Source organism: Mycobacterium sp. NGS35 (assembly GCF_059812855.1).
Window position 1 is genome coordinate 245,772 of sequence record NZ_JCALDL010000001.1, and the last position, 25,065, is coordinate 270,836.

General features: G+C 67.9%; 23 protein-coding genes. 11 read left to right on the forward strand and 12 right to left on the reverse strand.

Annotated elements, in window-relative coordinates; genetic code table 11:
- The first annotated feature begins 35 nt into the window (after positions 1-35).
- The 4 genes from AC5Y4C_RS01230 (at position 36) to AC5Y4C_RS01245 (ending at position 4,280) form a co-directional block, all read left to right on the forward strand.
- Positions 36-932: a sulfurtransferase gene (locus AC5Y4C_RS01230; RefSeq protein WP_499962124.1), complete on the forward strand. Its 897-nt coding sequence runs from the start codon at positions 36-38 to the stop codon at positions 930-932.
- Positions 929-1,348 (forward strand): SufE family protein, encoded by a 420-nt coding sequence (locus AC5Y4C_RS01235; RefSeq protein ID WP_499907602.1) that lies wholly within the window; start codon positions 929-931, stop codon positions 1,346-1,348. Before AC5Y4C_RS01230 ends, AC5Y4C_RS01235 begins: the two co-directional genes overlap by 4 nt.
- Positions 1,349-1,418: 70 nt before the next feature.
- Positions 1,419-3,224, forward strand: coding sequence for an acetyl/propionyl/methylcrotonyl-CoA carboxylase subunit alpha (locus AC5Y4C_RS01240; RefSeq protein WP_499907600.1), 1,806 nt, complete (start codon positions 1,419-1,421; stop codon positions 3,222-3,224).
- 603 nt (positions 3,225-3,827) lie between these two features.
- Positions 3,828-4,280: an STAS domain-containing protein gene (locus AC5Y4C_RS01245; RefSeq protein ID WP_499962122.1), complete on the forward strand. Its 453-nt coding sequence runs from the start codon at positions 3,828-3,830 to the stop codon at positions 4,278-4,280.
- On the opposite strand, the gene AC5Y4C_RS01250 is transcribed toward AC5Y4C_RS01245, so the two are convergent.
- Both AC5Y4C_RS01250 and AC5Y4C_RS01255 read right to left on the reverse strand, forming a co-directional pair.
- Positions 4,251-4,976: a SigB/SigF/SigG family RNA polymerase sigma factor gene (locus AC5Y4C_RS01250; protein ID WP_499907596.1), complete on the reverse strand. Its 726-nt coding sequence runs from the start codon at positions 4,974-4,976 to the stop codon at positions 4,251-4,253. The two genes, AC5Y4C_RS01245 and AC5Y4C_RS01250, sit on opposite strands and share 30 nt — an antisense overlap.
- Before the next feature lie 50 nt (positions 4,977-5,026).
- Entirely contained in the window at positions 5,027-5,461 is a 435-nt protein-coding gene (locus tag AC5Y4C_RS01255; protein ID WP_499907593.1) for an ATP-binding protein, read from the reverse strand.
- A 107-nt stretch (positions 5,462-5,568) separates the two neighbouring features.
- On the opposite strand from AC5Y4C_RS01255, the gene AC5Y4C_RS01260 reads away from it, so the two are divergent.
- From AC5Y4C_RS01260 to AC5Y4C_RS01280, 5 genes are all read left to right on the forward strand, one after another.
- On the forward strand, positions 5,569-5,724 hold the full coding sequence (locus AC5Y4C_RS01260) for a hypothetical protein (protein WP_499907591.1): 156 nt from the start codon (positions 5,569-5,571) through the stop codon (positions 5,722-5,724).
- A 122-nt stretch (positions 5,725-5,846) separates the two neighbouring features.
- Positions 5,847-6,869, forward strand: a complete 1,023-nt coding sequence (locus tag AC5Y4C_RS01265) for a DNA topoisomerase IB (RefSeq protein ID WP_499962120.1) — start codon at positions 5,847-5,849, stop codon at positions 6,867-6,869.
- Between the two features lie 118 nt (positions 6,870-6,987).
- Positions 6,988-7,227 (forward strand): microaggregate-binding protein 1, encoded by a 240-nt coding sequence (gene mbp1 / locus AC5Y4C_RS01270; protein WP_499951544.1) that lies wholly within the window; start codon positions 6,988-6,990, stop codon positions 7,225-7,227.
- Positions 7,228-7,432: 205 nt separating this feature from the next.
- Entirely contained in the window at positions 7,433-10,948 is a 3,516-nt protein-coding gene (gene car, locus AC5Y4C_RS01275; RefSeq protein WP_499962118.1) for a carboxylic acid reductase, read from the forward strand.
- Between the two features lie 57 nt (positions 10,949-11,005).
- A complete protein-coding gene (locus AC5Y4C_RS01280) occupies positions 11,006-12,592 on the forward strand; it encodes a DHA2 family efflux MFS transporter permease subunit (RefSeq protein ID WP_499962116.1) in 1,587 nt (528 codons plus the stop codon).
- Between the two features lie 22 nt (positions 12,593-12,614).
- On the opposite strand, the gene AC5Y4C_RS01285 is transcribed toward AC5Y4C_RS01280, so the two are convergent.
- Complete coding sequence (locus AC5Y4C_RS01285) at positions 12,615-12,785, reverse strand: hypothetical protein (protein ID WP_499951549.1); 171 nt, start codon at positions 12,783-12,785, stop codon at positions 12,615-12,617.
- Positions 12,786-12,862: 77 nt separating this feature from the next.
- Between AC5Y4C_RS01285 and AC5Y4C_RS01290 the strand changes: the two genes are divergently transcribed.
- Positions 12,863-13,663, forward strand: a complete 801-nt coding sequence (locus AC5Y4C_RS01290) for an alpha/beta fold hydrolase (protein WP_499962114.1) — start codon at positions 12,863-12,865, stop codon at positions 13,661-13,663.
- Positions 13,660-14,826: a PP2C family protein-serine/threonine phosphatase gene (locus AC5Y4C_RS01295; protein WP_499962112.1), complete on the forward strand. Its 1,167-nt coding sequence runs from the start codon at positions 13,660-13,662 to the stop codon at positions 14,824-14,826. The genes AC5Y4C_RS01290 and AC5Y4C_RS01295 overlap by 4 nt, the downstream gene beginning before the upstream one ends.
- On the opposite strand, the gene AC5Y4C_RS01300 is transcribed toward AC5Y4C_RS01295, so the two are convergent.
- The 9 genes from AC5Y4C_RS01300 to AC5Y4C_RS01340 all read right to left on the reverse strand — a co-directional run bounded on the left by AC5Y4C_RS01300 (position 14,823) and on the right by AC5Y4C_RS01340 (position 25,012).
- Positions 14,823-16,157 carry a UDP-glucose dehydrogenase family protein gene (locus AC5Y4C_RS01300; protein WP_499962110.1) on the reverse strand — a complete coding sequence of 445 codons (1,335 nt, stop codon included), beginning with the start codon at positions 16,155-16,157 and terminating at the stop codon, positions 14,823-14,825. The genes AC5Y4C_RS01295 and AC5Y4C_RS01300 overlap by 4 nt on opposite strands.
- The gene (locus tag AC5Y4C_RS01305; protein WP_499962108.1) at positions 16,127-17,080 is read right to left on the reverse strand and encodes a glycosyltransferase family 9 protein; all 954 of its coding nucleotides are present in this window, start codon (positions 17,078-17,080) and stop codon (positions 16,127-16,129) included. The genes AC5Y4C_RS01300 and AC5Y4C_RS01305 overlap by 31 nt, the downstream gene beginning before the upstream one ends.
- Positions 17,071-17,769, reverse strand: coding sequence for an SDR family oxidoreductase (locus tag AC5Y4C_RS01310; protein WP_499907571.1), 699 nt, complete (start codon positions 17,767-17,769; stop codon positions 17,071-17,073). The genes AC5Y4C_RS01305 and AC5Y4C_RS01310 overlap by 10 nt, the downstream gene beginning before the upstream one ends.
- Before the next feature lie 28 nt (positions 17,770-17,797).
- A complete protein-coding gene (locus AC5Y4C_RS01315) occupies positions 17,798-19,189 on the reverse strand; it encodes a PfkB family carbohydrate kinase (RefSeq protein ID WP_499951554.1) in 1,392 nt (463 codons plus the stop codon).
- On the reverse strand, positions 19,186-19,758 hold the full coding sequence (locus AC5Y4C_RS01320) for a D-sedoheptulose-7-phosphate isomerase (RefSeq protein WP_499907567.1): 573 nt from the start codon (positions 19,756-19,758) through the stop codon (positions 19,186-19,188). Before AC5Y4C_RS01320 ends, AC5Y4C_RS01315 begins: the two co-directional genes overlap by 4 nt.
- Positions 19,755-20,807: a glycosyltransferase family 9 protein gene (locus AC5Y4C_RS01325; protein WP_499962106.1), complete on the reverse strand. Its 1,053-nt coding sequence runs from the start codon at positions 20,805-20,807 to the stop codon at positions 19,755-19,757. The genes AC5Y4C_RS01320 and AC5Y4C_RS01325 overlap by 4 nt, the downstream gene beginning before the upstream one ends.
- Positions 20,807-22,303 carry an HAD-IIIA family hydrolase gene (locus AC5Y4C_RS01330; protein ID WP_499907563.1) on the reverse strand — a complete coding sequence of 499 codons (1,497 nt, stop codon included), beginning with the start codon at positions 22,301-22,303 and terminating at the stop codon, positions 20,807-20,809. Before AC5Y4C_RS01330 ends, AC5Y4C_RS01325 begins: the two co-directional genes overlap by 1 nt.
- On the reverse strand, positions 22,300-23,940 hold the full coding sequence (locus AC5Y4C_RS01335) for a carbamoyltransferase family protein (RefSeq protein WP_499962104.1): 1,641 nt from the start codon (positions 23,938-23,940) through the stop codon (positions 22,300-22,302). Before AC5Y4C_RS01335 ends, AC5Y4C_RS01330 begins: the two co-directional genes overlap by 4 nt.
- A 91-nt stretch (positions 23,941-24,031) precedes the next feature.
- Positions 24,032-25,012: an NAD-dependent epimerase/dehydratase family protein gene (locus AC5Y4C_RS01340; protein WP_499962102.1), complete on the reverse strand. Its 981-nt coding sequence runs from the start codon at positions 25,010-25,012 to the stop codon at positions 24,032-24,034.
- Positions 25,013-25,065: the final 53 nt, after the last annotated feature.

A 25,065-nucleotide genomic window follows, 5' to 3' on the forward strand; every position in this document is an offset into this window, starting at 1 on the left:
CTCGCCGCGATCTCACCCGCGCTAGGCTCGTTGACGTGCCATTGCCTCCCGATCCCAGCCCTGAACTGCAGTCCTACGCCCACCCCGACCGGTTGGTCACCGCCGACTGGCTGGCGTCGCACCTCGGCGCGCCCGGACTGGCCGTGGTCGAGTCCGACGAGGACGTGCTGCTCTACGACGTCGGCCACATCCCCGGCGCGGTGAAGATCGACTGGCACACCGACCTCAATGACCCGCACGTGCGCGACTACATCGACGGCGAGCAGTTCGCCGCGCTGATGGACTCCAAAGGCATCAGCCGCGACGACACCGTCGTCATCTACGGCGACAAGAGCAACTGGTGGGCTGCATACGCCCTGTGGGTTTTCACGTTGTTCGGCCACCCTGATGTGCGCCTGCTCGACGGCGGCCGCGACCTCTGGATCTCGAGCGGGCGCGAAACCACGCTGGAGGTCCCGGACCGGCGTTCCAGCGGTTATCCGGTGGTGCAGCGCAACGACGCCCCGATCCGGGCGTACAAGGACGACGTGCTGGCCGCACTGGGCAAGCAGCCGCTGATCGACGTGCGCTCGCCGCAGGAGTACACCGGCGAGCGCACTCACATGCCCGACTACCCCGAAGAGGGCGCACTGCGTGGCGGCCACATCCCCACTGCGGTGTCGATTCCGTGGGCGAAGGCCGCCCAGGACGACGGCCGGTTCCGCAAGCGTGAGGAGCTGGAGGAGCTGTACAGCTTCCTCAAGCCGGACAGCGAAACAATCGTGTACTGCCGCATCGGCGAACGCTCCAGCCACACCTGGTTCGTGCTCACGCATCTGCTCGGCCTGCCCAAGGTGCGTAACTACGACGGCTCGTGGACGGAATGGGGCAACACGGTGCGGGTGCCGATCGTCGCGGGGCCCGAGCCAGGCGGGGTGCCCGGCTCCCGATGACGTCGACGCTTCCGGCTCCGCTGGCCGAGGTGGTGTCCGACTTCCGCGAGGTGGAGGGCCAGGACAAGCTCAAGCTGCTGCTGGAGTTCGCCGACGAGCTGCCGCCGCTGCCCGCCGAGCTGGAAGAGGCCGCGATGGAGCCGGTTCCCGAATGCCAGTCGCCGCTGTTCTTGCATGTCGACGCCGGCAACCGCGACGACGTGCGGCTGTTCTTCAGCGCCCCCGCAGAAGCCCCCACCACCCGCGGATTCGCGTCGATCTTGGCCACCCTGGATCACCAGCCTGCCGACGACATCCTGGCGGTGCCCGACGACTTCTACACCGAACTCGGGCTGGCAGCGTTGATCAGTCCGCTGCGGCTGCGCGGCATGTCGGCGATGCTCGCTCGCATCAAGCGGCACCTGCGCGCCGGTTGAACTCGGCGTCGGCTACATTCTTAAAGACTTCTCTTAGAGAGACCAGCAACCCGACCAGCCAGGAGGCGCAGTGCCTAGTCACGCCAGTTCACGGATCTCGAAGGTGCTCGTCGCCAACCGCGGTGAGATCGCGGTCCGAGTGATCCGAGCGGCGCGAGACGCAGGACTCGAAAGCGTGGCCGTCTACGCCGAGCCTGACGCCGACGCGCCGCACGTACGGTTGGCCGACGAGGCTTTCGCGCTGGGCGGCCAAACGTCTGCAGAGTCCTACCTGGACATCGAGAAGCTTCTTGACGCCGCCCGCAAATCCGGCGCCAACGCCGTCCACCCCGGCTACGGGTTCCTGTCGGAGAACGCCGACTTCGCGCAGGCCGTCATCGATGCCGGGCTGATCTGGATCGGGCCCAGCCCGCAGTCCATCCGCGACCTCGGCGACAAGGTCACTGCCCGCCATATCGCCGCCCGCGCGCAGGCACCTCTGGTGCCGGGCACGCCGGACCCGGTCAAGGATGCCGACGAGGTGGTGGCGTTCGCGCGGGAGTACGGCGTCCCGATCGCCATCAAGGCCGCGTTCGGCGGCGGCGGCAAGGGCATGAAGGTGGCCCGCACCATCGAGGAGATCCCCGAGCTCTACGAGTCGGCCGTGCGCGAGGCCACGGCGGCGTTCGGCCGCGGCGAGTGCTTCGTCGAGCGCTACCTCGACAAGCCGCGCCACGTGGAGGCGCAGGTGATCGCCGATCAGCACGGCAACGTGATCGTCGCTGGCACCCGCGACTGCTCGCTGCAGCGCCGCTTCCAGAAGCTGGTCGAGGAGGCGCCGGCGCCGTTCCTCACCGACGCGCAGCGCAAGGAGATCCACGAGTCGGCCAAGCGGATCTGCAAGGAGGCCCACTACTACGGCGCGGGCACCGTCGAGTATCTGGTCGGCCAGGACGGCCTAATCTCGTTCCTCGAGGTCAACACCCGGCTGCAGGTCGAGCATCCGGTCACCGAGGAAACCGCAGGCATCGACTTGGTGCTGCAGCAATTCAAGATCGCCAACGGCGACAAGCTGGACCTCACCGAGGACCCGACGCCGCGCGGCCACGCGATCGAGTTCCGCATCAACGGCGAGGACGCCGGGCGCAACTTCTTGCCGGCCCCAGGCCCCGTCACCAAGTTCCATCCGCCAAGCGGCCCCGGCGTCCGGTTGGACTCGGGCGTGGAGACCGGTTCGGTGATCGGCGGCCAGTTCGACTCGATGCTGGCCAAGCTGATCGTGTACGGCGCCGACCGCGACGAGGCGTTACGACGCGCGCGCAGGGCTCTCGCCGAGTTCGAGGTCGAGGGCCTCGCGACGGTGATCCCGTTCCACCGCGCGGTGGTCAGTGATCCGGCGTTCATCGGCGACGGCGAGAGCTTCTCGGTGCACACCCGCTGGATCGAGACCGAATGGAACAACACCGTCGAGCCGTTCACCGGCGGCGAACCGCTCGACGAGGACGAGAGCCTGCCACGGCAGAAGGTGGTTGTCGAGGTGGGCGGCCGCCGGCTCGAGGTGTCGCTGCCGGGCGATCTTGCGTTGGGTAATGGCGCCGCTGCGAGCAGTGCGAGCCCCGGCATCCTTCGCAAGAAGCCCAAGCCACGCAAACGCGGCTCGCACGGCGGTGCAGGTACCGCCTCGGGTGATGCGGTCACCGCACCGATGCAGGGCACCGTGGTCAAGGTCGCGGTGGAAGAAGGCCAGGAGGTCAGCACCGGCGATCTGATCGTGGTGCTCGAGGCGATGAAGATGGAGAACCCGGTGACCGCCCACAAGGACGGCACCGTCACCGGGCTGGCCGTCGAGCCTGGCGCCGCGATCACCCAGGGAACCGTGCTGGCGGAGATCAAGTAGCGGCCACACACGTTGGCGCGCTTGGTTTCTAGCGCATCAGGTGCGAGTGCCCAGCGCGGCTGAGTCCCGCCACGCTGAGCGCTACCCCGCAGGCTTCGGCCGCGCACAGGTCGCATGTCGGCACCCGGGCAGGCCGCAGAGTGCCAACGCCCTGAAAATGCCGAAATCACCACTGGCACAACGCCACGCGCATTTGGACCCACCGAGATCCACGGACGGTTCTTCAGATACGGGCTCGCGGCGCGGTCGTCAGCATGTCGGCCAGCAACACGCCGGTTTCCGCCGCTTGGCTCGCCCCGCTTAATCAGGCAATTCTGGCCAGGAAACTATCGGCGGGGCAGAGCTTTCGCGTTCAGACAGGACGATGGATTCGGACAATTGAGCCACGATTGCACGCTGCTGATAAGACCCTAAGAAGACGACCGACCATCATCATTTCTGGTTGTCACCCCGTCAGTGCGGTAGTAGTGTCAGGCGCAGGGTTGAGTTCACAGCCTGAGCGGAACGTCTCGGGTGGCGCAGGTTTTTCGAACTCCCTGCTCGTGGGGCCAGTGCCCGGCCGCTCCGCCCCTATGCGACACCCTCGAACAGATGAGGTCGTCAATGACTGTTGTTCACAACGCCAAACTCTCCACCACGGGGAGGTCCGGCTATCTCGCCCAGTTTTCCGCCGCCGGGGTGTGCTTAGCCGCCCACCCATATGCCGGCGCGATCGTAATTGCGGCCACCGGGGAGTTGGACGCGTCCAACATCCACCATCTCGCCGAATTCACCCAGCGCAGCACCAGCGAGCACAGGCCGCTGGTGATGGACCTGAGTCAGCTGAATTTCCTTGGTGCACAATGCATTCGATGCCTCCTCGACATCGCAGAGAACTGCGAGCGCAGTGGCATCGAATGGGCGCTGGTGCCCGGCCATGCCGTGCTGCGTTTGCTGCGGGTGTGCGACAGAGAGGCACGTTTGCCCGTGGTGTCGTCCATTGCCGAAGCGCTGCAAGGCTTTTCAGACCCAGTGCGGGCTCGCAGCTTATTTCAACTCGTCACGGAGTCGGGCTAAGGTCCGCGCCAACAGCCGCGAAACATGCATCTGTGAGATCCCGACCCGTTCGGCGATCTGGCTCTGAGTCAGCGACTCGAAGAAGCGCAGCACGATCACCGTCCGCTCACGCTCCGGCAGCGCGTCGAGCAGCGGCCGCAGCGCCTCGTGATTCTCGATGCGGTCGAGGTTCGCGTCGTGGCTACCCAGCGTCTCGGTGAGAGGCGGGCTGTCTTCGTCGCCGCCGCCTCCGCCGCTGTCCATGGACAGCGTGTTGTAGCCGCTCCCCGCGATCAGAGCCTCGACCACTTCTTCGCGGTCAAGGTCGAGTTCGGCGGCCAACTCTGACGGTGTCGGCGCCCGGCCCAGCCGTTGCGACATCTCGGCAGTGGCACTGCCGAGCTGCAGATGCAACTCCTTGAGCCGGCGGGGCACCTTGACCGCCCAGCTGTTGTCGCGGAAGTGGCGGCGGACTTCGCCCATGATCGTCGGCACCGCGAACGACACGAAGTCGCTGCCGCACTCGACGTCGAACCGATTCACCGCGTTCACAAGTCCGAGGCGAGCCACCTGCGCGATGTCTTCGCGCGGTTCGCCCCGGCCGTCGAAGCGGTGCGCGATGTGCTCCGCAAGCGGCATGCACCGCCGCACAATCTTCTCCCGGGCCCGTTCCCGTTCCTGCGAGTCCGCCGGCAGGGAGTTCATCTCCCGGAACATCTCCGGTACGTCGGCGTATTCAGAACGGGTTCGTGGTGACGAACTCTCTTTCACCTGGTGGAATCCAGCCGTCTCGCGGTCATCGTGATCCCGAAGACGCGTCCGGGGCCCGTGACGTCGGCACCGTCACGGAACGTCTCCACGTCGTCGGTGAGCGAACTGATGACGTGCCAACTGAAGGTTCCCGGCCGCAGCACATTGTCTTCGACGCACGGTGCCGACACGGAGACCCACAGGTCATGCGCACGCGGACGCACGGTCACCGTCAGGCGAGAGTCAGGCGCCGCAGAGCGGATCAACGCGGTACACGCCTCGTCGAGCGCCAGCCGTAGGTCGGCCACGGCGTCGAGATCCAGGTCCTCGAGAGTGCCGAGCGCGGTCACGAGCGCCCGGATCACCGCGAGGCTCTCCAGCCGGGCGGGTACTCGGAATTCAACCGGCAGGCCGTGCGCCGCCGGCACAGGGTGGTCGTCAGCCTCGGACATCTGGCCTCCTGGCATCGGCATGAGAATACCCTTCCACCGCTGGCCATCCGTCACGACGACCCTCTCGAGCGAGAATGAAACCGCACCAGAGAGGGTATTACCCCGCCGTGCATCACCCCGCACCGACCGAGGTCGACCCTCCCGCGTCGCAGACGCTTCGCAGCGTCGCCGCGGTAGTGGGGGTCGTGGCGTTGGTTCTGGGCTTGCTGGTGATCGGTGTCTACGCGGAAGTGGTCGTGGACCTCATGCCGCAGATGCGATGACCGGCGCCGGAGACGTCGTGTCATCGCTTCGATCTCGTTCATCACCGCCCCGGGTACCCGGCGTTAACCAGCAGTTAAACGGCGACGTTTGAGGCGTAGCTCTCAGTGGAAGGAAGACCTGCGTGAGGCTGCGTCGAACCACCGTCGGCGGCCCAGGTGTGCGACGCATCCGCCGAGGCCGCGGGTTCTCGTATGTGGACTCCGACGGCAATCCGGTGACCGACTCCGAAACGCTGGAGCGCATCGACGGTCTCGTCATCCCGCCCGCATGGAAGAACGTCTGGATCTGCCCGTACCCCAATGGCCACATTCAGGCCGTCGGCACCGACGCGGCCGGTCGCAAGCAGTACATCTACCACCAGCGCTGGCAACAGGAGCGCGCTGAGGAGAAGTACGACCGCACGCTGCGCCTGGCCAAGCGGCTCCCGGACTGGCGCATGCAGGTGGTCGCCGATCTGCGTGGGCGCGGATTGCATTGCGCCCGGGTACTCGGGGTCGCGCAGCGGCTGCTGGACCGCGGGTACTTCCGCGCCGGCGGCGAGGAATATGCCCAGGAAAACGGGAGTTTCGGCTTGGCCACGCTGCGCCGCGAGCATGTGCGCGTGCGCCGCGACAGCGTCGAGTTCGACTATCCCGCCAAGAGCGGCGTGCAGCGCACGATCGAGATCGAGGACCCGCTTGTGGTGCGTGCCGTGCGGTCGCTGATGCGCGCGCAGAGTCCCTATCCGCGGCTGCTGGTGTACCGCACGGACGACGGCGAATGGGTGGAGATGCACGCCGAGGACGTCAATGCCCGCTTCCGCGAGCTGGTCGGCGACGAGTACAGCATCAAGGACCTGCGGACATGGCACGGCACTGTGCTGGCGGCGGAGGCGTTCGCGCACTCGCCGGAGCCGACGAGCAAGACCGCGCGCAAGCGCGCCGAAGCCGCCGTGATGAAGGTGGTCGCCGGGGAACTAGGCAACACCCCGGCTGTGGCGCGGGCGTCGTATGTCGACCCAAGGGTGGTACAGGCGTACGAGGACGGCCTGACCATTGCGCCGGCGATCCGGCGTGCCCAGCGGCACCGCTCGCAGTCGATACGTCAGGAAATGATCGAGAAGGCCACTTGCCAGCTGATCCACCGGATCGAGAAGGGGCGCTGAGCCCGGCACGTCAACCTCGGCCGCGCCGGCTCGGTCGGGCAAAGAGACCCATCTCACTTTTCGTCGGCGCGCTTGCCGGGAATCCTCCCTCTTGAACGCCGAATGAGGAGGAAACGTCATGGCTGATCACAAGTCGGGTCCGCAAGAGGCCATCCGCGGCATCATCGAAGGTGTCCTCGGCCAGGTCAAACAATTCGTTGGTTCGATCCTCGGGCGGGGCGACCTCGTCCGTGAAGGCGAAGCTCAGCAAGACAAGGCCGATGCACAGCGCGATGCGGCCAAGAAGGAAGCGCAGGCCGAGAAGGCCCGGGCTACCGCCAAGACCCAGGAGAAGCGCGAGCGCTCAGCTCAACGGTAAGCAATTAGCAACGGCGAAAGACCCCAGGTGTCCCTGGGGTCTTTCGCCGTTTTGCGGACCGCCTTGAGCCGCAATGACTCTGGCGTCGTGCTGTTCGTCACACGACTGGGATTCGACCGTCGACGCGGAATATAGTTAACCTATCTAATGTTCACCGAGTTGCGCGTAACGCGTCCATAAGTCTCGAGCCCCATAGAGGATTGTGATGTCGACCGATTCCCCCGAACAGCGCCTTGAGCGCCGGATCGCCGAACTCTACGCCACCGACCAGCAATTCGCCGACGCGCGGCCCAGCGAGGCCGTCAACGCCGCGATCGAGCAGCCAGGGCTACGGCTACCGCAGATCGTGCAGGCAGTGACAGACGGGTACGCCGATCGACCCGCGCTGGGCCAGCGCGCCGTCGACTACGTCACCGATCCGCACACCGGCCGCACTTCGATCCAACTTCTCCCCCGCTTCGAGCACGTCACCTACCGGCAGCTGGCCGAAGGAGCGGCCGCCATCGCGAATGAACTTGCGGCTCAACCTGTCTCGCCCGGGGACCGCGTAGCGATGCTCGGCTTCACCAGCGTGGACTACACGATCTTCGACGTCGCGCTGATTCGCCTTGGCGCTGTTGCGGTTCCGTTGCAAACGAGCGCCGCCGTCGAGCAGCTGCGGCCCATCGTCGCCGAAACCGAGCCGGTGGTGGTCGCATCCAGCATCGACTACCTCGCCGACGCCGTCGAACTCGTGCTCACCGGGCACGCACCGCAGCGGCTGGTGGTCTTCGACTTCCACCCGCAGGTCGACGAGCAACGGGAGGCTTTCCACGCCGCCAAGGCAACGCTCGCCGAGGCCGGCAGCCGCACTGTGCTGTCCACACTGGCCGAGGTCATCGAGCGTGGGGAGAAGCTCTCCGACGTGCCCCCGGCGGTATTCGAGGACGACGATCCGCTACGGCTGCTCATCTACACGTCAGGCAGCACCGGCGCTCCGAAAGGCGCGATGTACCCGGAGCGGCTGGTGGCCAACGGCTGGCGGCGCGCCGCACGCGCCAATTGGGGTCAGCACGCCGTCGCCCCGTCGATCGTCTTGAGCTTCTTACCGATGAGCCACATGATGGGCCGCGGCATCCTCTACGGCGCGCTGGGCAACGGCGGCACTGTGTACTTCGCCGCCAAGAGCGACCTGTCGACGTTCCTCGACGACCTGGCGCTGGTGCGTCCCACCCAACTCAGCTTCGTGCCGCGCATCTGGGACATGCTGTATCAGCAATTCCGCAGCGAAGTCGACCGCCGTCTCGCGGCCGGCGCCGACGAAACCGCCGTCGAAGCCGACGTGATGGCCGAGCTGGCACGCGATGTCATCGGCGGCCGCTACGTCACCGCGATGACCGGCTCGGCGCCCATGTCACCGGAGATGAAGGCGTGGGCCGAAGCGCTGCTGGGCATGCACCTCGTCGACGGCTACGGCTCGACCGAGGCGGGCGGGGTGTTCGTCGACGGCAAGGTGCAGCGACCACCGGTGATCGACTACAAACTCGCCGACGTGCCCGAACTCGGCTACTTCCGCACCGATCGCCCTCATCCACGCGGCGAGCTGCTCATCAAGTCAGAAGATCTGATTCCCGGCTACTACAAGCGTCCCGACGTCACCGCCGAGATGTTCGACGCGGACGGCTACTACCACACCGGCGACATCGTCGCGGAAATTGCACCCGACCACTTGGAGTATGTGGACCGGCGGAACAACGTGCTCAAGCTGTCGCAGGGCGAATTCGTCACGGTGTCGAAGCTCGAGGCGGCGTTCGGCGACAGCCCGCTGGTGCGTCAAATCTACGTCTACGGCAACAGCGCCCGCTCGTACCTGCTGGCGGTGATCGTGCCGACCGAGGATGCGCTGGCGCGCTACGGAATCGACGAGTTGAAGCCGGCCATCACCGACTCGCTGCAGAAGGTCGCCAAGGCCGCCGAACTTCAGTCTTACAAGATTCCACGTGACTTCATCGTCGAGACAACGCCTTTCAGCCTGGAGAACGGTCTGCTGACCGGAATCCGCAAGCTGGCGCGGCCTCAACTGCGAGAACGCTACGGCGCACGGCTGGAGCAGCTTTACGCCGAGTTGGCCGAAGGTCAGGCCGACGAACTGCGCGAGCTGCGGCGCAGCGGCGCCGACGCTCCGGCGCTTCAGACGGTGACCCGGGCAGCCGGTGCGCTGCTGGGCTCGGCCGCAGCCGACCTGTCCCCCGACGCTCACTTCACCGATTTGGGCGCAGACTCGTTGTCGGCGTTGACTTTTGCCAACCTGCTCCACGAGATCTTCGGGGTCGACGTGCCGGTCGGCGTAATCGTCAGCCCGGCCACCGACCTCGCTGCGCTGGCCGACTACATCACCGCCGAACGGCAAGGCAGCAAGCGCCCGACGTTCGCGTCGGTGCACGGCCGCGACGCCACCGAGGTGCATGCGCGCGACCTGACGCTCGACAAGTTCATCGACGACGCCACGCTGTCCGCCGCTGCCACAATGCCCCGGCCCAGGCCGCAGGTGCGCACTGTGCTGCTGACGGGGGCCACCGGATTTCTGGGCCGCTACCTGGCGCTGGAGTGGCTGGAGCGGATGGCACTGGTCGACGGCAAGGTGATCTGCCTGGTTCGCGGGAAGTCCGACGAGGATGCGCGCCGTCGGCTGGACAAGACGTTCGACAGCGGGGATCCGCAACTGCTGCGCCACTACCGCGAGCTGGCCGCCGACCACCTGGAGGTGCTGGCTGCCGACAAGGGTGAGCCCAATCTCGGCCTGGCGCAGCCAGATTGGCATCGCCTTGCCGAGACGGTCGACGTGATCGTCGACCCGGCCGCCTTGGTCAACCACGTGCTGCCGTACAGCCAGTTGTTCGGCCCCAATGCGCTGGGCACCGCCGAGCTGATCCGGCTTGCGCTGACCGCGCGGCTCAAGCCGTTCACCTACGTGTCGACCATCGGCGTGGGCGCCGGCATCAAGCCCGGTGAGTTCACCGAGGACGCCGACATCCGGGTGATCAGCGCGACCCGCAAGGTCGACGACAGCTACGCCAACGGCTACTCGAACAGCAAGTGGGCCGGTGAGGTGCTGCTGCGGGAGGCACACGACCTGTGCGGTCTGCCCGTCGCGGTCTTCCGCTGCGACATGATCCTGGCCGAGACCCGCTACGCCGGCCAGCTGAACCTGCCCGACATGTTCACCCGGCTGATGCTGAGCCTGGTGGCGACCGGTATCGCACCCGAGTCGTTCTACGAACTCGACGGCGACGGCAATCGGCAGCGGGCCCACTATGACGGGCTGCCAGTCGATTTCATCGCCGAGGCGATCGCCACCCTGGGCGCCCGGGCGGGCGACGGGTTCGACACCTACCACGTGATGAACCCGTACGACGACGGCATCGGGCTCGACGAGTACGTCGACTGGCTGATCGAGGCGGGCTACCCGGTGCAGCGGGTCGGCGACTACGCGACGTGGCTGCAGCGGTTCGACACCGCGCTGCGTGCGCTGCCCGACCGCCAGCGACAGGCCTCGCTGCTGCCGCTGCTGCACAACTACCAGCACCCCGACAAGCCGCTGCGCGGGTCGATGGCACCCACCGACAAGTTCCGCGCGGCGGTGCAGGACGCAAAGATCGGACCGGACAAGGACATTCCGCACGTCACGCCGCAGATCATCGTCAAGTACGCGACGGACCTGCAGCTACTCGGTCTGCTGTGATCCACGCCTAGCGGCGGAGAAGTTTAGCGGCCTAACTACCTGGCTAACCTGCCCGTCGTGGTACACGCCGAGAGCCGCGCCAGAACCGAGGCCGACCACCCCGATCGGCTCGACGCAGGGCTGCTGAAGATCGCCGGGGTCTGCGTGCTGGCTGCGATCATGACGATCCTGGACACCACGGTCGTCAGCGTCGCGCAGCGCACGTTCATCGAGCAGTTCGACTCCAGCGAGGCGGTCGTCGCGTGGACCATGACCGGCTACACGCTGGCGCTGGCCGCTGTCATCCCGCTCACCGGATGGGCCGCCGACCGGTTCGGCACCAAGCGGCTGTTCATGGGATCGATCGTGCTGTTCACCGGCGGCTCCCTGCTGTGCGCAATGGCTCACACGATCACCTTGTTGATCGTCTTCCGGGTGATCCAGGGTCTCGGCGGCGGCATGCTGATGCCGCTGACGTTCACGATCCTCACGCGCGAGGCCGGCCCTAGACGGCTGGGCCGACTGATGGCGGTGCTCGGTGTGCCGATGTTGCTGGGACCAGTCGGCGGGCCGATCCTGGGCGGCTGGCTGATCGACTCCTACAGCTGGCCGTGGATTTTCTTGATCAACGTTCCGATCGGCGTTGTCGCGTTCGTGCTGGCCGGTGTCGTGTTCGCCAAAGACGAACCGTCGCCGTCGGAATCATTCGACCTCGTCGGGATGCTGCTGCTGTCTCCGGGCTTGGCGAGCTTCCTCTACGGCGTGTCCTCACTTCCCGACCGCGGCTCGGTCACCGACGCCCAAGTCTGGATTCCCGGCATCATCGGCATCGTGTTGATCGCCGGGTTCGTCCTGCACGCGCTGCGCGGCACCGACCATCCGCTGATCGACCTGCGGCTCTTCGCCGACCGGCTGGTGACCGTCGCCAACCTCGCCATGCTGTTCTTCGCGGCGGCGTTCTTCGGCGCAACCTTGTTGTTGCCCAGCTACTTTCAGCAGCTGCTGCACCAGACGCCGCTGCAGTCGGGGTTGCACCTGATCCCCCAGGGCCTCGGCGCGATGTTGACAATGCCGATCGCCGGCCGGTTGATGGACCGTGACGGACCGAAACGGATTGTGCTGCTTGGCATTTCCTTGATGGTTGCCGGCATGGGAACGTTCGCTTATGGCGTGTGGACCCAGCGTGACTACTTCCCCCTGCTGCTGATCGGACTGCTGGCCGTCGGAATGGGCATGGGCTGCACCATGATGCCGCTGTCGGGGGCAGCGTTGCAGACGCTGAACCCTCATCAGGTGGCGCGCGGATCCACCCTGATCAATGTCAACCAGCGTGTCGCCGGTTCCATCGGCACCGCGATCACGTCGGTGATCCTGACCCATCAGATCAACAGCAGCGCCACTCTGACGGCCGCCAACCGGCTGCAGGCGCTGCAGGAGGACGCCGCCCGCCGCAACGCCCCGGTCGATCCTGCGCTCATTCCGGACGCGGTACGCCGGCCTGACTTCATGACCGTGGTCTCCCACGAGTTGTCGCACGCCTACACCGTGGTGTTCGCGGTGGTGGTGGCGATCGTCGCGCTGGCCTACATCCCGGCGCTGTGGCTGCCGCGCACCCCGCCGAAAACCGCGGACGACCAGCCGGCCCCCGCCGCGCTGGCGCATTGAGACGGCGACAGCTGGCCGGCGCCTAGCCCACAAGTGCTTCAGAGTACTTGTCCCGCAACGCTTCCCAGCCGTGCTGTTGAGCGTCCCGGCCGACCACCCGCGGGCGATCGGTGCCGCGGGCGACATCGTCGAGCACGTCGAGGCACATGTGCCAGCCGGCGGCGTCCTTCGCGGCGTTGCCGCGGTCAAGCATATGAATTGCAAGTAGTATGTCTTCACTGTCCCGCCACCTCATGCCCACTTGGCGCCGCAACGTGAAACGATGACCTCGTGGACCTCCTGACGAGGAACAACATCAACATCGTGGGCTCGCCGGACGGGCCGACGGTCATGCTGGCGCACGGCTTCGGCTGCGATCAAAACCTGTGGCGGTTCGTCACCGCCACACTGGCGCCGCAGTTTCGCGTCGTTCTGTTCGACCACGTCGGGTCCGGCCGGTCCGACCCGGCGGCGTGGGATCCCGACCGGTACTCGTCGCTGGCCGGCTACGCCGCGGACATCCTCGAGATCGTGCGCGAACTGGACTTGCACGACGTCGTATTCGTCGGGCATTCAGTGGCCGCGATGATGGGGGTGCTGGCGGTCGCCGCCGAGCCGGCCAGATTCGCCAAGCTCGTGCTCGTGGCACCGTCGCCGCGCTACCTCGACGACGACGGCTATCACGGCGGCTTCTCCCGCGCCGACATCGACGAACTGCTCGCGTCACTGGAGACCAACTACCTGGGTTGGTCGCATGCGATGGCGCCAGTGATCACGGGTGCGCCCGACCGCCCGGAGTTGGCTGACGAGCTGGCCGAGACGTTTTGCCGCACCGACCCGGATTGTGCTCGGGTGTTCGCCCGAGCCACCTTCCTGTCCGACAACCGCGCCGACTTGGCCAGGGTGCCACTGCCCACCCTGGTGCTCGAATGCGCCGACGACGCGATCGCACCTCGTGCCGTCGGAGCATATGTGCACCAGCACATCGGCGGTAGCACGCTGGTCACTCTGGACACGACCGGCCACTGTCCTCAGCTCACCGCGCCCGAGGCGACCGCCGCCGCGATCGCGGCCTTCGCAGCCCGGCCGTGACTTTCCATGAGCTTGGCGAGGACGTCGACGACCTCTATGCCAACGCGCCGTGCGGATACCTCGTCGCACGCGCCGACCGCCGCATCGCCGCGGTCAACGCCACCTTGGCGCGGTGGCTCGGTTATGACGCCGCCACGCTGATCGGCCGGCCCTACACCGACCTGTTCACGGTCGGCGGCCGCATCCACCACGAGACACATTTCGCCCCGCTGCTGCGAATGAACGGCGAAATCGGCGGTCTGGCAATGGAACTGGTGGCCGCCGATGGCCGCCGGCTGCCGGTCCTGTTGTCGGCCAACGTCAGAGCAGACGATCACGGGCGGCCGGCACGTATCCGGATCGCCGTGTTCGACGCGCAAGAGCGCCGCTCGTATGAGCAAGAGCTGCTGGCCGCCCGCACGCGGGCCGAGCAGGAACGCGCGCGCGCCGTCGAACTGGCCACGACACTGCAGCGCTCGTTGCTGCCGTCGGCACTTCGGCCGCCGGACGGCCTGCAGGCTGCTGCCTACTATCACGCCGCTTCAGCCGAAGAGGTCAGCGGTGACTTCTACGACTTGTTCCCGCTCTCGCCCCACAAGTGGGCGTTTTTCATCGGGGACGTCTGCGGCAAGGGCGCCGAGGCGGCCGCCGTCACGTCGATGGCCCGCTACGCGCTGCGCACAGCGGCGGTGCTCGACGACGAACCGATCGCGGTGCTGCGCAATGTGAACAGCGTGCTCGAGCACGAGCCGCTCGAGGGCTATGTCCGGTTCTGCACGGTGATCTTCGGGGTGATGACGCGCCACGGCAGCGGTTTCGAGGTCACTTTGGCCAGCGGCGGGCATCCGCCGGCGCTGTTGTTGAGCGGCGACGGCGGTGTCGAGCAGCTGAGCACGGCGGGGGGCCAGCCGCTCGGCATCCTCGCCGACGTGCGGTTGGTGCACCGTCGCCTTCACCTCGGCACCGGCGACACCCTGGTGCTCTACACCGACGGGCTGACCGAGGCGCGCACCGGCACCGGCACCGACCGTTTCGACGACGACGGCGCGCTGGTCACGTTCGCGTCGGCGCGCAGCCCCACCACCGCTGATCGCATCGTCGACGACATCCGGTCGCTGCTGATGCACCTCGGCCCGGGTGTGGAAGACGACGTCGCGGTACTGGCCCTGACCGTCTCCGGCTAGTAGCCGCCCACTTTCCCGTTACCCACATACGTCAGCTCCGAATTGCTTATGGTCCTGCCGCTCAACAGGTTTCGGGTATCGACGACGACCGCGCCCGCGGCGGCGTTGCGCCCGATGACCGGCCAGTCGAGCTCTGCGAACTCGGGCCATTCGGTGAGTACCAGGATCGCGTCGGCGTCCTTGGAGGCGACATACGGGTCGCTGGCGGTCGGCACCGGAACACTTCGGCGATCGATGCTCTCCAGTCGCGGGTCGTAGGCCGTCACCTGTGCCCCGCTTCTGGCCAACTCCCCGCAGATGGCCAAGGCGGGCGACTCGCGGATGTCGCTGGTGCCTGCCTTGAACGTCAAACCCAGCACCGTAATCCGCACGTCGGCCAGCGGACGGCCGAGCCGTCGGCGCAGGGTCGTCACGATCCGTTCCCGCTGTGCCTCGTTGGTGGCGCGAGCCGACTCCACTTCGCGCATAGGGATGCCGTGGGAGCGTCCGGTGTGCAGCAGAGCGGCGGTGTCCTTGGGCAGACAGGAGCCACCCCAGCCCGGTCCGGGCATCAGGAACGCGGGGCCGATCCGCGGATCGGCACCCATGCAGCGGGCGATGTCTTCGATGTCGGCGCCCACACCCGCGCACAACTCGGCCAGCGAGTTCACATACGAAAGCTTTACGGCGAGAAAGGCATTGCTGGCATACTTCGCCAACTCGGCGCTCTCCAGCGTCATCCGCAGCACCGTGTCGGTGTCGCCGGCATACACCCGCGCCAGCAGGTCGCCGGCCCGCTGTGCCCGCGGACCGTCGGGCAGGCCGATCACCACGCGGTCGGGGTGGCAGAAGTCGTAGATCGCGTGGCCCTCGCGCAGGAACTCGGGGTTGGACACCGTCACGATGCCGCGGTCGCCCAAGCGCCCGCTCAGCTCCCGGCAGGTGCCGACGGGCACCGTGGACTTGACTGCCACCACCGCCCCTGGCGCAAGCACCTCGCCCAACTCGTCAGCGCACGACTCGACCGCCGAAATATCCGCGCTGCCATCGGGATTCGTCGGCGTGGGCACGCAGACGAACACCACGTCGCGGTCCGCCAGCGCACGATAGTCGTCGGCGAACCGCAGCGTGTCGCCGCCGAGGCCGGAGGTCAGCAACTCGTCGAGCCCAGGCTCGTCGATCACCGCGACTCCGTGCGACAGTTGTTCGACGCGGCGGGGATCGCTATCCACGCACACCGTGTCGAAACCCTTCGCCGCCAAGCACACTGCACTGGTCAGCCCGACGTAGCCGGCACCCACCACACCCACCGCAATCGCCATCACGCCGCCTCCGGCAGAATCGAGCGGCATGCGTCCAGAACCCGCGCGGGGGTGATGAGCAGCAGTCCGGGATGCGGGCGGTCCGCGTGCGGGTCGCCACGGTCGCCTGCCCATAGTGTGATGTGCGGGCCCCGGCCGCGCGGTCCCCAGCGGCTCGGCGGCGTCGGCCCGAACAACAGCACCGACGGCGTCCCGGTCGCGGTGGCGATGTGGCCGACGCCGGTGTCACCGCAGATCAGCAGCCGGCAGTCAGCGATCAACGCGACCATGCCCAGTACGTCCAGTTCGCCTGCGACAACGGCGCTTTCGTCGAGTCCAGCCTGCGCGGCCACGGCACCGGCCAGCTCGCGTTCGGCCGCCGAGCCGGTGATGACAATCTGATGGCCGGCGGCGTGCAGGGCCGCGGCGACCGTGGCGAACCGGTCGGGTGGCCAACGGCGCGACGCGGCGGCAGCTCCGGGATGGATGACGACGACGTCGCCGTGATACGGGTAGCCGGCTGGACGCCCGAGCCCGAGGTCTTCGGGGTCGCAGGCGATGCCGGCTGCGCCGAGTAGCGAACACCAGCGGTCGACCTCATGCAGCTCTTCCCGCCACGGCGGACCGGACACTCGCGGGTAGGCCGAGTTGCGATGGGAGACAAGCTGTTTCGGCTGCGTCGACAACAGGTCCTCGATGCTTTCCGGTCCCCGGCCGTGCAGGTTCACCGCCAACTCCGGTGGTGGTCCGTCCCACCGCAATTCACCCAGTCCGGCGGTCGGCAGCACGTCGTTCACGGCGCCGCTGAACAGGGCGAGCGGTGCGAGATCGGCTCGAGTGGCCAACACGATGTGCGCGACCGGGAAGGCTCTGCGCAGACCACGCAGCGCGGGAATGCCGGTGAGCAGGTCGCCGAGCCCGAGCGCCCGTAGCACCAGCACGATGCCGCCGGGATCGGTCAGGGTCACGGCCACGACGACTCCTCTGAGGAGCACACGACCATCTCCCGGATTTCGCTTCCTTGCGGCTGACTGAGCGCGAACACGACCGTCTCGGCGACGGTGTCGGGATCGTTGAGCTTTGCGTCCGGCGGCGGCTTGTACTGCTCGTCGCGGCCGTCGAAGAACGCGGTGGCCATGCCGCCGGGGATCAACAGCGTGACACCGACGTCACCGGCCAGCTCCGCGGCCAACGCCCGCGTGAAACCGACCACGCCGAACTTCGAGGCGCAGTACGCGGTCGCGTCGCTGACGGCCTTGATGCCCAGTGTCGACGCGCACGTGACGATCCGGCCGTGGCTGGCTCTCAGGTATGGCAGCGCGCTGCGCACCACCGCCGCGGTGCCGAGCAGATTGACATGCAGCACCCGCTCCCAATCCTTTGCGGCAACGGTGTCCAGCCGCCCGCACTTGTCGGTGCCCGCGGCAGTGAACACGCCGTGCAGTTGGCCGTCGACGGATTCGGCAAGTTCGGTGACGGCCGAGTGCACCGTCTCGGTGTCAGCGAGATCGGCCCAGGCCCAAGGGATGTCGCCGGTCGGTTGGACAAGGTCGATCACCAGCGGGTTGCCGCCGTGGCGCTGCACCGCGCGTACGGTCGCCGCGCCCAGTCCTGATGCGCCGCCGGTGATCAGCACGTTGCCGAGTCGTCCGGATTGCGTCATGCGTATGCCTTCCTTCGGTGCCGCTCTTTCAGCGGGTGGCTTCGATCAACTTCGAGGACGAATAGCCGGGGACCGTCGGCAGCAGCACCACCTCGCCGCCGTGCCGGGCCACCACGTCGGCTTCGGGCAGCTCGACGCCGGTGTAGTCGCCGCCCTTCACCCAGATGTCGGGCCGCAGCCGCTCCAGCGCGGCGGCCGGGGAGTCCTCGTCGAAGATCGCGACGCCGTCCACGCACGCGAGCGCGCCCAGCACCCGTGCCCGGTCAGCGGCCGGCACCACGGGCCGTCCGGGCCCCTTCAGCGCCCGGACCGACTCGTCCGAATTGATCAGCACCACAAGGGCATCGCCGAGCTCGCGGGCGCGTCGTAACAGCCGGACGTGGCCCGTGTGCAGCAGGTCGAAGCACCCTCCGGCGGCCACCAGCGTGCCGCCGCGCTGCCTCACTTTGTCGGCCAGCGCCAGCACCGCTGGCATACCGGTGACGGCGGCTGTGGTGGGCGCCATGCCGAATTCCGACGGCATCGGCATTGCGCTCGACACGCCGGCGGCGCCGCCGGCCGCCACGAACCGCGAGGCCGCGTCGACGGCTGCGGCGGTGGCGGCGAGGGCATCCTTGCCCTCGCCGAGTGCAATGGCTGCCGCAACCGTGTACCGGTCACCTGCGCCGCAGGTGTCGGTGCGGCCGCAGCCGCCTACTGCCGGTGCCGGCACGTGTTTGACGACGTGCTCGGCGTCGGAGAACAACGCTCCGCGCGCACCCAGTGTCACACTCACCGCGTCGGTGCGCCATTGCTCACGCAGGGCGGCCGCGATCCGGCTGTGGGTGCGGGCACTCTGTGAAAACTGTTGTGCTTCAGTCTCATTCGGTGTGGCCAGCGCACAGCCCGCAACGGGCGCCGCCCCGCGGGGATGCGGGTCCCACACCACGGGCACGTCCGCGGCCAGACCGGTCAGCACGTCGCGAAGTTGCGGATGCGCTGCGACGCCGCGTCCGTAGTCGGCGACGCACACCGCCGCGGCGGTCCGCAGCACGTCGGCAACCTCGGCGGGCAGCGGGTCGGCGGCCGCGACGCCGTCGCCGTGGTCCACCCGCACCACCGACTGCCCGGCCGCGCGGATGCGGACCTTGCTGACCGTCGTGCCGGTGAGCGGCAGCGCGACCACCCGGATCTCGGGATGTTCGGAGGCGAACAGGCCGGCCAGGGAGCGCCCCGCCGCGTCGTCCGCCGTCGCGGTCACCAGTACCACGTCGGGGTGCGCCCGCGCCGCCAGCACCGCGGCCAGACCCGCGCCGCCGGGGCGGTGCCAGATGCGGTCCGGCTCCACCACCGGCACCGGCGCCTCCGGTGACAGTCGCCGTGCCGATCCGTCGACGTCCACGTCGAGCATCGAATCGCCAATGACCACAATCGGTTTCATACGGTCGCCTTGGGACCCAGCAGCAACTCGTCCAGCGCGATGCACAGTGCGTGGATCAGCACCAGGTGCATCTCCTGCACAGTCGCAGTGGACGGCGCTTCGACACAGATCGCGTCGTCGCTCATCGCGGCCAGCGGATTGGGAGCCGGCCCGGTGAGCGCCCACGTGGTCACCTTCGCCTGGTGTGCAGCCTTGACGGCGGCCAGCACGTTGGGGCTGGTGCCGCTGGTGGACAGTGCGACCAGCACGTCACCCGGCCTACCGTGGGCCCGCACGCCGCGTGCGAACATCTCCTCGGCGCCGTAGTCGTTGACCAGCGCGGTCAGCGCGGACGTGTCCGTATGTAAAGAGATCGCCGACAACGGTTTTCGCTCGTCCTTGAAGCGACCCACCAGCTCGGCGGTCAGATGCTGCGCCTCGGCGGCGCTGCCGCCGTTGCCGCAGGCCATCAGCCGCCCGCCCGCCGCGAACACGTCGGCGAGGTGCTGTGCCCACTGCTGCAGTTGCGCCGCGCTGGGCCGCACCTGCGCGGCGGCGCTCACCAGGTCGGCGAAATGTTTGTCGATCATGCTGCACCTCGGCTTGCGATTCGGGCTACTGCGGCAACCACCTCAGCGGCAGGGATTCCGTCCAGGCAGGGATGCCCCGGAACCGGGCACCGGCGCGCCCGGGTGAGACGGCACGGTGCCTGCTGATCGCCCAGCAGCACCACGGGCACGCCGTACGGGCTCCACTGTTGCGCGGGCACCACCGGCGCGAACAGCGACACCACGGGTGTGCCCACCGCAGCGGCGAGATGGGCGGGGCCGGTGTTGGGCGCCACCACGGCGCGCGCACCCGCGAACACCGCGGCCAGCTCCGCCAACGTGGTCTGGCCGCCGAGATCGTGGGCGTGCTCGCCGGCCACCGCTGCGGTCAGTTCGCGGTCTGCGCGGGTGCCGGTGACCACGACGCGATGCCCCGCCACCGCGAGCGCGTGCACCATCTCGGCGCACGTATGCGGCGACGGGCTGCGGGCCGGCACCGCGGCCGCGGGATGGAAGGCCACGTATTCCTGACCGGTGACCGCGGCCAGCCGCGCCGGCACCGGCGGCAGCGCTCGTAGTCGCAAGCGTCCGTCGTCGCCGGAAGGCAGGTGCCAACCCGCGGCTTGGGCCAGCGACAGCGCACGCTCGGGTTCGGGGATGCCGGCCGCGACGTGGTGGCGAAGATTCAGCAGTGTTCCAGGATAGTCTTCGCAGATTGCGCCGACCCAGGGCACGCCGGCCATGCGGCAGATCAGCGCCAGCGGCAGCGGCGACTGGTGAAATGACGTGAAAATCAGTGCCACGTCGGGCTTTTCGGCGGCGATAGTGGCGACTAGCTGCTGCACGCTGTCTGCGGAAAGCTCAGGAGCGTCGAAATCCACCCACGCCGCGGCCCACTCGACCACACGGTTGACCCCCGGTAACAGTCGCGCCGCTTCACTGCCGCGCGGGCCGGCCAGAAACACCACGCGGTCGTGATTCGCGGCGACGGCGCGCACCGCGGGACCGGTGATCAGCACATCACCGGTGCTGTCGAGCCGGGCCACCAGTGCGGTACGGGTTGGCTTCTTTTCTTCGGGCAACCCGCTCATCACCGCACCCGCCTCAGCACCAGCTCGACGGCCTCCTCCAGCGAATGCGCTACGTGCGCCGCCGCCTTCGCGTCGGCGATTTCCTCTCGCCGGGTCCGTTCGGTCGGCACCAGGATGGCGTCGGCGCGTGCGGCCTGCGCCGCCGCGACGTCGCCGCCCGTGTCGCCGATCATCACGCAGTGCCGCGTGTCCACACCCAATGCGGTGGCGGCGGCAATTACCATGCCGGGCAACGGCTTTCGGCACTCACACCCGTCATCGGTGTCGTGTATGCACACCTGCCAGGTGTCGAACGGTCCCAGCAGCTCGTCGACGCGGGCGTTGACCGCCTGCAACTGCTGGTCGCTGATCAAGCCCTTCGCGACGCCGGACTGGTTGGTGACGACGGCCAGCAGCAGGCCGTGCTTGCGCAGCCGGCCCAGCGCCTGGCGGGCGTTCGCCTTGGGCACCACCCCGTCGGGGTCGTTGAGATAGGGGCCGTCTTCGATCAGCGTGTCGTCGCGGTCGAACAGCACAGCCAACGGCGGTTCGGGATGCGCGCGCCGGAACAGCCATGTACCCCAGAGCCGTTGCGCCACCGCGACCGGCGGAATCAGCACGCTGCTGACCGCCATCGCCGTCACTTCGCGGGCCGTGCGCGGGCCGGCCAAGATGCGCCGCACCGCGAATTCCACCGTCAACGCCAACCACGTTGCCGCAGACGCCAAACCGAGTTTGCGACGGCCGGCCGATGCGGCGACCAGTGCCAGAATTCCTGCTGAGGTGGTGGCCGCATGAAGCCGCAGCCGCCCCCTGTTCCCGCCGATCTTGGCGCGCCAGTGGCGGCCGTGCTTGCGCCGCATCAGCGCGTCGTCACGGTTGCCGGCTTGCGCCCGCACACTCGCCATGATCGACGGCGTGCGCTGCGGGACGGGATGCACCGTCTCGCGGGAGCCGCGCACGATGCGGCCGATGCGCTGCATGCGCAACGCGATGTCGGCGTCCTCGCGGTACGCCCGCGGGAAGCGTTCGTCGAAACCGCCGCAGGCCACCAGCGCCGAGCGCCGATACGCCAGATCCGCGGTGATCCATGTCGACGTGACAAGTTGCAGAGTGCGGCGCTCGTCGTCGGTGGCCCGCCGTCCCTCGGGCGCTGGCACGCTGATCCGCGCCTCGATGCCCACGACTGACGGGTCCGCATTCTCGATGTCCGCGGCCAGCTGCGCGGGCCAGTCGGGACCGGTTACCACGTCGTCGTCGACGAAGCAGATCCAGTCGGCCGCGCTCGCACGCCATCCGGCGTTGCGGGCGGCTGCGGGTCCCCGCCCACCCGATCGCAGGACCGTGATCGGTAAGCCGGTGTCCGGCAACGGAAGCGGATGATCCGGAGCGGCGCGGTCGTCGACGACAACCACCGCGTCGGGCCTGGGTCCTGCGCCTTGATCCAGCGCGGTGAGCAGGCGGCCCAGCGACTCTCGGCCGATCGTCGGGATCACCACCGCAACTGACCCCGTCACGCCCGATGTCTCCGGATCATGAACGGGCCCATGGCCAGCACGTCGATAGGTGAGCTTCCGAAGCACTCGAGCGCATCGCGTGGGCTGTCGACCATCGGCCGTCCGGCGGTGTTGAAGCTGGTGTTGACGACGACGGGCACCCCGGTGCGCGACGCGAAGTGGCTGATCATTCTGTGCAGCACCGGTTTGTCCGTGTCGACGGTCTGGATGCGGGCGGTGCCGTCGACGTGGGTCACGGCCGGGATACGTTGCCGCCACTGCGGGTCGACATCGTGCACGAACAGCATGTACGGGCTGGGAATCGGACCGCCGGAGAAGATTTCGGCCGCTCTGTCGGCGAGCACCATCGGTGCGACGGGCCGAAACTGCTCGCGGCCCTTCACGTTGTTCATCCGCTCGAGGTTTTTGGCGTGGCGCGGATCGGCCAAGAGCGATCGATTTCCCAGTGCCCGTGGGCCGAACTCGGCGCGGCCCTGGAACCAGCCGACGAGCTGGTCGTCGGCGAGCGCATCCCCGATCGCCACCGCGATGTCGTCGGGCCGCTCATACGCGACGTCCGCGGTGTCGAGGATCGCCGCGATTTCGGCGTCGGACCAGCCGCGGCCCAGCGACGCCGAGGGCATCGGAGCGATCGGTTCACCGTGTTCGGCGGCCACGGCCAGCGCGGCCCCGAGAGCCGTACCTGCGTCGCCCGCCGCGGGCTGTACCCAGATGTCGGCGAAGCCGCCCTCCCGATACAGCCGCGAGTTCGCCACGCAATTCAGTGCGACCCCGCCGGCCAGGCACAGTGTGTCGGAGCGACTTCGGCCGCGCAGCCACGACACCAGCTGCACCAACACTTCCTCGAGCACCCGCTGCACGCTGCAGGCCAGGTCCGCGTGCGCAGGGTCCAAATCGGTGGCGTGCGGATCACGCGGCGGCGCGAACTCGGTCCAGTCCACGGGCTCGGTGCGGAATGTGCCATCGCCGCAGGCGTACACGAGTTCGCGGAGCCGTTCGGCATAGGCGGGGCGCCCGTAGGAGCCCATCGCCATAACCTTGTATTCGTCAGATGACCGCTTAAAACCCAGGTGCTCGGTAAGGCTTTCGTACAGCAGGCCCAGCGAATGCGGAAGTTCTTGCGCGGCAAGGATATCCAGCTTGCCTTCGCGGTACTCGCCGGCCAGCATCGACGTCGCCTCGCCGCGGCCGTCGACCACCAGCACCGCGCTGTCGGGTTCCGGTGACGCCAGCGACGCCGACGCCGCGTGCGCGACGTGGTGACGGACGTGACGGACGATGCCCGGGTCCAGTCCCGGCAATGCGGCCGCCAGGAACTGCGGCGCGCGCCGCGCGTAGAGCGTGCGCAGGTACTCCCAGTCGCGGTCCTGCCCGGCGATCGGGCCGCCGGGCACTTCGGCCAGCGCAGGGTCATAGGAGTAGGCGACGGCGTCGAGGTCCGCGGCCGAGATACCGCCCTGCTGCAGGCACCATCGCGCCGACTGCGTCGGCAATTCCCAGGTGGAGAACGCGACCGCCTGCTTGCCGTGCTTGCGGCGGGTGAACCGTTCCTCCTCGGCCGCAGCCACGATCTGCCCGTCGACCACCAACGCGGCCGCAGGATCGTGGAACACAGCATTGACGCCAAGGATGCGCACGCATGCCCCCTGATGAATTGTGGATTGCCGTCGGCTCGATCGTTAGACGTCCAAAGACATACCCAAGCGAGAAGTGGTTAAACAGCAGGCGCTACCCGTTGGCAGGTGCGGATAGCGCCTGGACATCCTGGTCACGGAACCATGCGACGGTCTCGGCCAACCCTTGATACGGCGGCACCTTTGGCTCCCACGACAGCTGTTCGCGGGCCAGTCGGATGTCGGGGCAGCGACGTTGCGGATCATCCTGTGCCGCAGGCACATAATGAATCGGCGAGGAACTGCCGGCCAGCTCGCGGATCATTTCGGCCACCGAGAGCACCGTCATCTCGGTCGGGTTCCCGATGTTCACCGGACCGGTGATGTCCGAGTCTCCGAGGGCCAGCAAAGCCGTTACCGTGTCGTCGACGTGACACAGCGATCGGGTCTGCTGACCGCTGCCCGCCACCGTGATCGGCTTGTTCTCGAGCGCCTGACGGCAGAACGTCGGCACCATGCGGCCGTCGTCGGCACGCATTCGAGGGCCGTACGTGTTGAAGATCCGCGCGACGCCGACGTCGCCGCCGTGGGTGCGGTGGTGCGCGAACACCATCGCCTCGGCGAACCGCTTGGCCTCGTCGTACACGCTGCGCGGACCGATGGGATTGACGTTGCCCCAATAACTTTCGCGCTGGGGATGCTCCAGCGGATCGCCGTACACCTCGCTGGTGGAAGCCAGCACGAACCGTGCGCCGCTGCGCTCGGCGATTTCGAGAGCCAACGACGTGCCGTGCGCGCCCACCCGCAGCGTCTGGATCGGCAGGCGCAAGTAGTCCGGCGGCGACGCCGGCGAGGCGAGGTGAAACACCGCATCGAAGCGGCGGTTCAGTCGCGGGTCGTCGGACGCCTCGGTGATGTCGTGCTCGACGAACTGCAGCCCGCTCTGTCGTTTGAGATCGTCGACGTTGGCCGGGGCGCTGGTGGACAGGTCGTCGACGCACACCACGTCGACGCCGCGGTCGAGCAGCCGCAGACACAGGTGGGTGCCGAGAAAGCCCGCTCCTCCCGTGACCAATACAGAACGCCATTCCCGCATCCTCTTCAAATACCCAGGTCGCAATCGGCCAAACGAGCGGTTTCCGCCGCAGG

What these genes read in the sequence shown, in the direction of transcription:
- AC5Y4C_RS01235 (WP_499907602.1), top strand. Translation starts at nt 929, where the DNA reads ATGACGTCGACGCTTCCGGCTCCGCTGGCCGAGGTGGTGTCCGACTTC.
- AC5Y4C_RS01245 (WP_499962122.1), top strand. Translation starts at nt 3,828, where the DNA reads ATGACTGTTGTTCACAACGCCAAACTCTCCACCACGGGGAGGTCCGGC.
- AC5Y4C_RS01250 (WP_499907596.1), bottom strand. Translation starts at nt 4,976, where the DNA reads ATGTTCCGGGAGATGAACTCCCTGCCGGCGGACTCGCAGGAACGGGAA.
- AC5Y4C_RS01255 (WP_499907593.1), bottom strand. Translation starts at nt 5,461, where the DNA reads ATGTCCGAGGCTGACGACCACCCTGTGCCGGCGGCGCACGGCCTGCCG.
- mbp1 (WP_499951544.1), top strand. Translation starts at nt 6,988, where the DNA reads ATGGCTGATCACAAGTCGGGTCCGCAAGAGGCCATCCGCGGCATCATC.
- car (WP_499962118.1), top strand. Translation starts at nt 7,433, where the DNA reads ATGTCGACCGATTCCCCCGAACAGCGCCTTGAGCGCCGGATCGCCGAA.
- AC5Y4C_RS01285 (WP_499951549.1), bottom strand. Translation starts at nt 12,785, where the DNA reads ATGCTTGACCGCGGCAACGCCGCGAAGGACGCCGCCGGCTGGCACATG.
- AC5Y4C_RS01300 (WP_499962110.1), bottom strand. Translation starts at nt 16,157, where the DNA reads ATGCCGCTCGATTCTGCCGGAGGCGGCGTGATGGCGATTGCGGTGGGT.
- AC5Y4C_RS01310 (WP_499907571.1), bottom strand. Translation starts at nt 17,769, where the DNA reads ATGACGCAATCCGGACGACTCGGCAACGTGCTGATCACCGGCGGCGCA.
- AC5Y4C_RS01315 (WP_499951554.1), bottom strand. Translation starts at nt 19,189, where the DNA reads ATGAAACCGATTGTGGTCATTGGCGATTCGATGCTCGACGTGGACGTC.
- AC5Y4C_RS01320 (WP_499907567.1), bottom strand. Translation starts at nt 19,758, where the DNA reads ATGATCGACAAACATTTCGCCGACCTGGTGAGCGCCGCCGCGCAGGTG.
- AC5Y4C_RS01325 (WP_499962106.1), bottom strand. Translation starts at nt 20,807, where the DNA reads ATGAGCGGGTTGCCCGAAGAAAAGAAGCCAACCCGTACCGCACTGGTG.
- AC5Y4C_RS01340 (WP_499962102.1), bottom strand. Translation starts at nt 25,012, where the DNA reads ATGCGGGAATGGCGTTCTGTATTGGTCACGGGAGGAGCGGGCTTTCTC.